The sequence below is a fragment of the Mesorhizobium sp. M7A.F.Ca.ET.027.03.2.1 genome (assembly GCF_003999175.1).
Classification (GTDB): domain Bacteria; phylum Pseudomonadota; class Alphaproteobacteria; order Rhizobiales; family Rhizobiaceae; genus Mesorhizobium.
Genome location: NZ_RZOM01000910.1, coordinates 1 through 2520 on the forward strand (window position 1 = coordinate 1; position 2520 = coordinate 2520).

At 67.9% G+C, this 2520-nt stretch carries 1 protein-coding gene; it reads left to right on the forward strand.

The annotated features are described in order from the left end of the window. The first annotated feature begins 85 nt into the window (after window positions 1-85). The gene (locus EN750_RS28855; protein WP_127398785.1) at window positions 86-2344 is read left to right on the forward strand and encodes a xanthine dehydrogenase family protein molybdopterin-binding subunit; all 2259 of its coding nucleotides are present in this window, start codon (window positions 86-88) and stop codon (window positions 2342-2344) included. Window positions 2345-2520 lie beyond the last annotated feature (176 nt).

Consider the following 2520-nt stretch of genomic DNA (forward strand, 5'->3'; position numbering starts at 1 on the left):
GCGCTGATATCTGCGCTTTCGGGAACGCCCGAGCGTCTGCCAGCCCTTCCTGCCTCCCCGTTCTCGAACATTCCCGGAGCGCGCCATGACGCTTGAACTCAGCCTCAACCAGCAACCCGCCCATGCCCGGCAGGGCTCCAGCATCGGCCAGCCGCTGACCCGCCGCGACGGCTTTCTGAAAGTCATCGGAGCCGCGCGCTATGCCGCCGACAACCACCCGCCCGGCATGCTCTACGCCGTGCTGGCGGTCAGCAGCATCGCGCGCGGCCGCGTTGCCGCTCTGGATATCGAGGCGGCAAAGGCGCACCAGGGCGTGGTCGAGGTGATGACGCCCAAGAACCGGCCGGCGCTCGCCGCTGACCCGGACGCCAAGGACCACCCCTTCATGTTCCGGCTCGACCTGCTGCAGAACGATCAGGTCCGCTACCCCAACCAGAGCATCGCCGTGGTAATCGCCGAGACGCTGGAGGCGGCAACCGAGGGGGCGGCTTTGCTGTCGCCGCGCTATGAAGTGCTGCCGGCGCGCGTTGGCCTGGACGGCGCTGAAAGCTTCGTGCCGCGTGGCGTCGGCGTCGGCGGTCCGGCCGTGCAGCACAAGGGCGATGTCGAGGCCGGCCTCAAATCGGCAAAGACACGGATCGAAGCCACCTACGAGACGCCGGCCCAGTACCACAACGCCATGGAGCCGCATGCGATCGTCGTCGCCTGGAATGGCGACACACTGTCGATCGACACGCCGAGCCAGGGCCTTGCCATGGCGCAGGGCCACATCGCCGGCCTGTTCGGCATCGCACCGGAAAACGTCCACATCCGCAGCCCGTTCCTGGGTGGCGGCTTTGGCTCGAAAGGCATGATCTCCGGACCGCAGGTGCTCGGCATCCTGGCGGCGCGTCTCGTCGGCCGTCCGGTCAAGCTGGTGCTGCGGCGTGAGCAGATGTACGGCCCGGTCGGCCACCGTGCGCCGACGCGCCAGACGCTGCGCTTGGGCATGGATGGCGAAGGGCGGCTGACGGCACTCGACCATCACGCCAAGACTGCGTCGAGCACGTTCGACGATTTCTTCGAACCGGCGGCGGATGCCTCGCACACGCTCTACGCCAGCCCGGCCATCGCCACCTCGCACGATGCGGTGCGGTTGGACACCGGTACCCCGCTGTTCATGCGGGCGCCCGGCGAAGCGACCGGCTCGATCGCGCTGGAGAGCGCCATCGACGAGGCGGCTCACGCCTGTGGCATGGACCCGCTGGAATTCCGGCTGCGGAACTATGCCGAGGTCGAGCCGATGACCGGCAAGCCGTTTTCCTCCAAGGCGCTGCGCGAATGCTACAGGCAAGCGGCCGAGACGTTCGGCTGGGCAAGCCGCCCGCTTCAGCCGCGGCTGATGCGCGACGCGGACGGTTTCCTGACCGGCTGGGGCATGGGCACGGCGACGTTTCCGGCCCTGATGTTCCACGCCGAGGCCCGCGCCGTGCTGAGAAGCGATGGCAGCGGCCTGATGGAGACCGGCGCGCAGGACATGGGGCAAGGCGCCTGGACCGCCTTCGCCCAGATCGCCGCCGACGGACTGGGACTGGATATCGACCAGGTCGATTTCAGGGCCGGCAGTTCCGATCTGCCCAATGCAGGCATTGCCGGCGGCTCCGGCCACACGGCGACGGCCGGCATGGCGATCCACAATGCGGGTGCCGCCGTCATCGCCAGGCTCGCCGATCTCGCCACCGGTGACGAGCACTCACCGCTCTACGGCGCCGGCAATGAAGGCGTGCTGGCGCGCGGTGGCCGCCTCTATCGGCGCGACGATGAAAGCCGCGGTGAAAGCTATGCCGAGATCCTCACACGTGCAGGCCTGACCGAGATCGAGGGCCATGGCAAAGGTGCCCCCGACCCGGCGTCCCAGGAGACCTATGCCAAGCACGCGCATGGCGCCGTGTTCGCCGAGGTGAAGGTCGATCCGGATTTCGGCCAAATCCGCGTCACAAGGCTGGTCGGCGCGTTCGCCGCCGGCCGGGTTATCAATCCCAGGCTGGTGCGCAGCCAGTATTATGGCGGCATGATCTGGGGCGTCTCGTTCGCACTGCATGAGGAAGCCATCACCGACCGGCGCTCGGGCCGGATCCAGAATGCCAACCTCGCCGAATATCATGTCCCGGTGAATGCCGACGTTCCGTCGGTCGAGGCGCTGCTGGTCCACGAGGACGACCCTCACGTCAACGCGCTTGGCATCAAGGGCGTCGGCGAAATCGGCATCACCGGCACGGCCGGCGCCGTCGCCAATGCGGTCTGGCATGCGACCGGGGTGCGACCCCGGCGCTTTCCGATCCGCATCGAGGACCTGCTGGGGTGAGGAGTGGTCCGCCTAGCGGACGGGAAGCCAATTGCTTGGCTTTCCCGTCCGACGAACGGTGAAGGCCCGGTCCGCCTTCGGGCGGATCAAAAGGTCCAGTGGACCTTTTTAAAGGGCTGAACGCCCGAACGGTCCGGAGCGACAGCGACGCGCCGGACAGCGCGCGCTAGCTCCTC